Here is a 5924-nt window from a genome sequence, read left to right on the forward strand (position 1 = left end):
GTCCAGCTAAAATAGTCGAGATGCTCTGCGCGCGCCGTTGTTCGTGAGCGAAACCGATGAGATCGAAGGAGATCGCATGTCGATGAGCACGCCGTCGGTGGGGACGGGGTCGATGAGTACGCCGTCGATGAGCACAGCGGAGGAGCGCGCCGCCATCGTCGATGCGGTGCGGGACTTCGCCGCCGCCGAGATCGCTCCGCACGCTCTGGAGTGGGACGAGCGCAAGCACTTCCCGCGAGACGTGCTGCACCGCGCGGGCGAGCTCGGACTCGGCGGGATCACCGTGCGCGAGGACGCCGGCGGCTCCGCGCTGTCTCGCTCCGACGCCGTGCTGATCTTCGAGGAGCTCGCGGCGGCGGACCCGGCGGTCGCGGCCTACATCAGCATCCACAACATGGTGGCGTGGATGATCGACACCTACGGGTCGGGCGCGCAGCGCGAGCAGTGGCTGCGGCGTCTGACGGCGATGGCCGACTTCGGCGGGTACTGCCTCACCGAACCCGGGGCGGGGTCGGACGCCGCCGCCATCACCACCAGCGCGATCCGCTCCGGCGACGAGTACGTGCTCACGGGTGTGAAGCAGTTCATCTCGGGCGGCGGCGTCGCATCCGTGTACGTGGTGATGGCGCGCACCGGCGAACCCGGCGCGCGCGGCATCAGCGCCTTCCTCGTCCCCGCCGACGCGGAGGGCATGGCCTACGGCGTTCCCGAGAAGAAGATGGGGTGGAACGCCCAGCCGACGGCGCAGGTCATCCTCGATGAGGTGCGCGTTCCCGCCTCGGCCATGCTCGGCCAGGAAGGCGAGGGGTTCCGGATCGCGATGTCCGCGCTCGACGGAGGACGGGTGAGCATCGCCGCGTGTTCGCTCGGCGGTGCCCGCTCCGCCCTCGACCGCGCGACGCGCTACGTGCAGGAGCGCTTCACCTTCGGCGAGCCGCTCGCCGAGAAGCAGGCTGTCGTCTTCGCGCTCGCCGACATGGCCACCGATCTGCGGGCCGCGCGCGGCATGGTGCGCGATGCGGCGGCGGCGCTCGATGAGCGATCCGACGACGCGTCGATGCAGTGCGCCATGGCCAAGAGGTTCGCTACAGACGTCGGATTCCGCGTCGCGAACGACGCCCTGCAGCTGCACGGCGGGTACGGCTATCTGCACGACTACGGCATCGAGAAGATCGTGCGCGACCTGCGGGTGCACCAGATCCTCGAGGGCACGAACGAGATCATGCGCATCATCATCGGACGCGAGCTGATCGGGGCCTCGCGATGAGGGTCGCGTTCCTCGGTCTCGGCCACATGGGCCTGCCGATGGCCCGCAACCTCGTCGGCGCCGGGCACGACGTCGTCGGGTTCGACGTGGTGCCCGGCGCGCGGGAGGCGGCGCGGGCCTCCGGCCTGCGCGTCGTCAACGCGGCGACGGATGCGGTTGCCGACGCCGAGGTCGTCATCACGATGTTCGCCGCCGGTCACCAGGTCATCGACGCCTACCGCGGCGGTGCGGGGCGGCCGGGGCTGCTGGCCGCCGCCCCCGGCGGCATCCTCTTCGTCGACTGCTCCACGATCGCCGTCGACGAGGCCCGCGCCGCGCATGCTCTCGCCGAGGCCGCGGGGCTCCGCAGCGTGGACGCGCCCGTCTCGGGCGGGGTGGTCGGCGCCGAGAACGCGACGCTCACGTTCATGGTCGGCGGTGCGCGCGCCGACGTCGACGCGGCACGGCCGCTGCTGGAGGTGATGGGTGCGCGCGTCGTGCACTGCGGCGGACCGGGTCTCGGGCAGGCGGCGAAGGTGTGCAACAACATGATCCTCGCGGCGTCGCAGATCGTGGTGGCCGAGGCGTTCGTGCTGGGGGAGCGCCTCGGTCTGTCGCACCAGGCGCTGTTCGACGTCGCCGCTCACGCGTCGGGGCAGTGCTGGGCGCTGACCACCAACTGCCCGGTGCCCGGGCCCGTTCCGTCGAGCCCCGCGAACCGCGGCTTCGAACCGGGGTTCGCCGGCGCCCTCATGGACAAGGATCTCGGTCTCGCCGAGAAGGCCGTCGAGCTCACCGGCGTCGACGCGCGGATGGGCATGCTCGCCCGCACGATCTACCGTGAATTCGTCGACGGCGGTGGGGCCGGGCGCGACTTCTCGGGCATCATCGAGAGCGTCCGCGCCCCGTCCGACGATCCGAGGAGCACCGCATGATCGACTACGAGACCATCCGTTCCGACACGCGCGGCCGCGTCGGCTGGATCACCCTCCACCGTCCCGATGCGCTCAACGCGCTCAATACGACGGTGATGCGCGAGGTCGTCGACGCCGCCACCCGCTTCGACGCCGACGAGCGCATCGGCGCGATCGTGCTGACCGGGTCGGAGAAGGCGTTCGCGGCCGGCGCCGACATCAAGGAGATGGCCGACAAGTCGGGCCTCGAGATGACGATGGACGATCACTTCGGCCAGTGGGCGCGCTTCGCGGCGGTGCGCACGCCGGTGATCGCCGCCGTCTCGGGATACGCCCTCGGCGGCGGTTGCGAGCTCGCCATGATGTGCGATGTCATCCTGGCCGCCGACACCGCGAGATTCGGTCAGCCCGAGATCAACCTCGGCGTCATCCCCGGCATGGGCGGCACGCAGCGCCTGCTGCGCGCGATCGGCCCGTACAAGGCGGCCGAGCTCATCCTCACCGGACGCATGATGGATGCTGCCGAGGCCGAGCGTTCCGGTCTCGTCTCACGTGTCGTGCCGGCCGCCGACCTGATCGAGGAGGCGGAGAAGACCGCGTCGACGATCGCCGAGAAGTCGCTGCCGTCGCTGTACGCCGCCAAGGCCGCCCTCGCCGCCGCGCAGGAGTCGTCGCTGACGGAGGGGCTGCGCTACGAGAGGCAGGCCTTCGCCGCGCTCTTCGACACCGCCGACCAGAAGGAGGGCATGGCCGCCTTCCGCGAGAAGCGCCCGCCGCACTTCACCCACCGCTGATGCCGACCCGCTCATCCGCCAGGCCCGGGCGCACCGCCGAGACCGGGGTGCGTGCGCCCGGGTCTCGGACGCCCGCCCGGGTCTGGATGCGCGGGAGCTCAGAGCGGGTCGGGCACCGGACGCGGGTCGGTGAAATCGCCGGCGTCCTTGCGCATCCGAGCGATGATGCCGGCGAGCTCTTCGGCGTCGCCGTCGTCGAGACCGACGTTCTCGAACACCTCGGCGTTCAGCGCCACCGTCGCGCGCTCGACCACGTCGCGGCCGGCGTCGGTGAGCACGAGCATCGCCGCGCGTCCGTCGACCGGGTGCGGCTCGCGGGCGGCGAGCTCGGCGCGCACGAGCCGGTCCACCGTGTTCGTGACGCTCGTGGGATGCACCTGCAGGCGGGCGATCGCGCTGGCCATCGGCATGCGCCCGTCGCGCGTGAAGGCGAGCAGCCGCAGCATCTCGTACCGCGCGAACGACAGGCCGAACGGCTTCAGCGCCGCGTCGATGCGGGCCATGAGGATCTGCTGCGCGCGGATCACCGAGGTGACCACCGACATGCCGGTGGCGGCATCCGTCCAGCCGTGAGCCACCCACTGGCGCTTCGCCTCGGCGAGCGGGTCGATGGGCAGGGGGCGCTGTCGGGCCATCCTCCACCTCCGGGTCGTCGCCTCCACGCTAGCCCAGCGGGCCCGGCCGGTGGCACGCGCATAGACTCGACACGACGAAGGAGCGGAGCCTGATGAAGATCGTCGTCCTGGTCAAGGAGGTCCCGGATACCTACGGTGACCGCGTGCTCGATCTCGAGACCGGCCTCGCGCAGCGCGACGCCGGGGACCGCGTTCTCGACGAGATCGGTGAACGGGCGCTCGAGGTCGCTCTCGCCCATGCCGACGCGTCGGGCGACGCCGAGGTCGTGCTGCTGTCGATGGCGCCGGAGGCGGCGACGACGTCGCTGCGCCGAGGTCTCGCGATGGGGGCGGCATCCGCGGTGCAGGTCGTCGACGAGGGCCTCGTCGGCGCCGACCTCGGCCTCACCTCGCAGGTGCTCGCCGCAGCCCTGGACCGCATCGGATTCGATCTCGCGATCACCGGCAATCTCTCCACCGACGGCACCGGCGGCGTGTTGCCGGCGATGATCGCCGAATTGCTCGACATCCCCGCCGCGACCGCGCTGACGAGTGTGCGGATCGGCGACGGGGAGGTCGCAGGTGTGCGCGCGAGCGACGCGGGGACCATGGAGGTCTCCGCGGCGCTCCCGGCGGTGATCTCGATCACCGAGGCGCTGCCCGACCCGCGCATGGCCAATTTCAAGGGGATCATGGCCGCGAAGAAGAAGCCCTTCGAGACGCTGACCCTCGCGGATCTCGACATCGACCCGCTCGACGCGCGGTGGTCGCGATCGATCATGATCGGCATCGCCGAGAAGCCGCCCCGGGCGGCGGGGGTCAAGATCGTCGACGAGGGTGACGCCGGCGAGAAGCTCGCGGACTTCCTCGTCGAGAACCGGCTGGCATAGGAGCGACGACATGGCGGAATACGCGAAGGATGCGGTGCTGGTGCTCCTCGAGGCGACGCCCGCGGGCGAGCTGACGAAGTCGGCCGCGGGTCTGATCGGAGCCGCGTCGCAGGTCGGCACGCCGATCGCCGTCCTCGTCGGCGCGGAGAAGCTGGCGCACGATGCCGCGGCGCTCGGAGCCGGCACGGTGCTGGTCGCCCCGGCGGGCGAGGGACTCACCGTTCCGGCCGTCGACGCGCTGGCGGCGGCCGTCGAGCTGGTCGACCCGGATGCGGTCCTGACGGCCCACTCGATCGAAGGGCGCGAGGCCGCCGGGCGCCTCGCCGCCCGGCGTCGATCCGGCCTGTGCGTCGACGCCGTCGGTGTCTCGCGCGACGACGAAGGCGTGATCGCGCACCACTCGGTGTACGGCGGGTCGTACGACGTGGATGCGTCCGTCACGTGGGGGGCACCCATCATCACCGTGCGCCAGGGCTCGATCGAGGCGCGCGCCGATGCCGTCGCCGATCCGGTCATCGAGACGCTCGAGGTCGCTCCGTCGGGCCGGAAGGCCGCGACCGTGGGCGCCGTCGCCGAGGCCGCCGTCTCGTCGTCGCGACCGGAGCTGCGCGGCGCGGCCAAGGTCGTCTCGGGTGGCCGCGGGCTCGGCTCCGAAGAGAAGTTCGCCCTCGTCGAGCAGCTCGCCGACGCCCTCGGCGCCGCCGTCGGCGCCTCTCGGGCCGCGGTCGACGCGGGATACGTGCCGGCGTCGTTCCAGGTCGGGCAGACCGGCGTCTCGGTGTCGCCGCAGCTGTACATCGCCCTCGGCATCTCCGGCGCGATCCAGCACAAAGCCGGGATGCAGACGGCCAAGACGATCGTCGCGATCAACAAGGACGGCGACGCCCCGATCTTCGACATCGCCGACTTCGGCGTCGTCGGCGACCTCTTCACCGTCGTGCCGCAGCTCGTCGCGGCGCTCGAGGCGAAGCGGAAGTAGCGCGGATGGCGACCTACGCACGCACCGTGGGGCAGGGGCTGCCCCGGCAGCCGAGCGGAGAGCCGTGGCCGCCCGTCGACGCCCCCGTTCCGCACGTAGATGCGGTGCCGCCCTCCGACGCCCCCGTTCCGCAGTCGGTTTCTGCGGGTGTTTCGGGTGTGGATGCGTCGAATGTGACTGCGGAGCGGGGTGTGGGGGTGCACGGTTCTGTTCGGCAGTCGGTTTCTGCGGGTGATTCGGGTGCGGATGCGCCGAATGTGACTGCGGAGCAGGGTGTGGGGGCGCAGGATTCCGTTCCGCAGTCGGTTTCTGTGGGTGTTTCGGGTGTGGATGCGTCGAATGTGACTGCGGAGCGGGGTGTGGGGGTGCAGGGTTCTGTTCCGCAGTCGGTTTCTGTGGGTGTTTCGGGTGCGGATGCGCCGAATGTGACTGCGGAGCGGGGTGTGGGGTCCGCGGCGGCGTTGACGCTGCGCCGCGGCCTGCCGAG

Annotated in this window: 6 protein-coding genes and 1 pseudogene; 6 read left to right on the forward strand and 1 reads right to left on the reverse strand. The window is 71.3% G+C overall.

The features are described 5' to 3' along the window. The first annotated feature begins 82 nt into the window (after window positions 1-82). Genes B4E30_RS06810 through B4E30_RS06820 form a run of 3 tightly spaced genes read left to right on the forward strand, consistent with a single transcriptional unit; the run spans window position 83 to window position 2954 of the window. Window positions 83-1267: an acyl-CoA dehydrogenase family protein gene (locus tag B4E30_RS06810; RefSeq protein ID WP_286794200.1), complete on the forward strand. Its 1185-nt coding sequence runs from the start codon at window positions 83-85 to the stop codon at window positions 1265-1267. Next, on the forward strand, window positions 1264-2181 hold the full coding sequence (mmsB, locus tag B4E30_RS06815) for a 3-hydroxyisobutyrate dehydrogenase (RefSeq protein ID WP_286794194.1): 918 nt from the start codon (window positions 1264-1266) through the stop codon (window positions 2179-2181). Before B4E30_RS06810 ends, mmsB begins: the two co-directional genes overlap by 4 nt. Continuing rightward, a complete protein-coding gene (locus B4E30_RS06820; RefSeq protein WP_286794196.1) occupies window positions 2178-2954 on the forward strand; it encodes an enoyl-CoA hydratase in 777 nt (258 codons plus the stop codon). Before mmsB ends, B4E30_RS06820 begins: the two co-directional genes overlap by 4 nt. A 98-nt stretch (window positions 2955-3052) precedes the next feature. Here the strand turns inward: B4E30_RS06820 and B4E30_RS06825 are convergent, their stop codons facing one another. Continuing rightward, complete coding sequence (locus tag B4E30_RS06825) at window positions 3053-3589, reverse strand: MarR family winged helix-turn-helix transcriptional regulator (protein WP_071045981.1); 537 nt, start codon at window positions 3587-3589, stop codon at window positions 3053-3055. Window positions 3590-3681: 92 nt separating this feature from the next. On the opposite strand from B4E30_RS06825, the gene B4E30_RS06830 reads away from it, so the two are divergent. The 3 genes and pseudogenes from B4E30_RS06830 to B4E30_RS06840 form a co-directional block, all read left to right on the forward strand. Beyond that, window positions 3682-4458: an electron transfer flavoprotein subunit beta/FixA family protein gene (locus B4E30_RS06830; protein WP_286717788.1), complete on the forward strand. Its 777-nt coding sequence runs from the start codon at window positions 3682-3684 to the stop codon at window positions 4456-4458. Window positions 4459-4468: 10 nt separating this feature from the next. Then, window positions 4469-5437, forward strand: a complete 969-nt coding sequence (locus tag B4E30_RS06835; RefSeq protein ID WP_286794198.1) for an electron transfer flavoprotein subunit alpha/FixB family protein — start codon at window positions 4469-4471, stop codon at window positions 5435-5437. 5 nt (window positions 5438-5442) lie between these two features. Further along, a pseudogene (locus tag B4E30_RS06840) lies at window positions 5443-5924 on the forward strand (hypothetical protein); the annotation flags it as partial.

Origin of the sequence: Microbacterium sp. UBA3394, assembly GCF_002358725.1 — a bacterium.
Taxonomy (GTDB): Bacteria; Actinomycetota; Actinomycetes; order Actinomycetales; family Microbacteriaceae; genus Microbacterium; species Microbacterium luteum.

Excerpts from the sequence above, each read along its gene's own strand:
- B4E30_RS06835 (WP_286794198.1), top strand. The coding sequence starts at position 4,469 with ATGGCGGAATACGCGAAGGATGCGGTGCTGGTGCTCCTCGAGGCGACG.
- B4E30_RS06810 (WP_286794200.1), top strand. The coding sequence starts at position 83 with ATGAGCACGCCGTCGGTGGGGACGGGGTCGATGAGTACGCCGTCGATG.
- mmsB (WP_286794194.1), top strand. The coding sequence starts at position 1,264 with ATGAGGGTCGCGTTCCTCGGTCTCGGCCACATGGGCCTGCCGATGGCC.
- B4E30_RS06830 (WP_286717788.1), top strand. The coding sequence starts at position 3,682 with ATGAAGATCGTCGTCCTGGTCAAGGAGGTCCCGGATACCTACGGTGAC.
- B4E30_RS06820 (WP_286794196.1), top strand. The coding sequence starts at position 2,178 with ATGATCGACTACGAGACCATCCGTTCCGACACGCGCGGCCGCGTCGGC.
- B4E30_RS06825 (WP_071045981.1), bottom strand. The coding sequence starts at position 3,589 with ATGGCCCGACAGCGCCCCCTGCCCATCGACCCGCTCGCCGAGGCGAAG.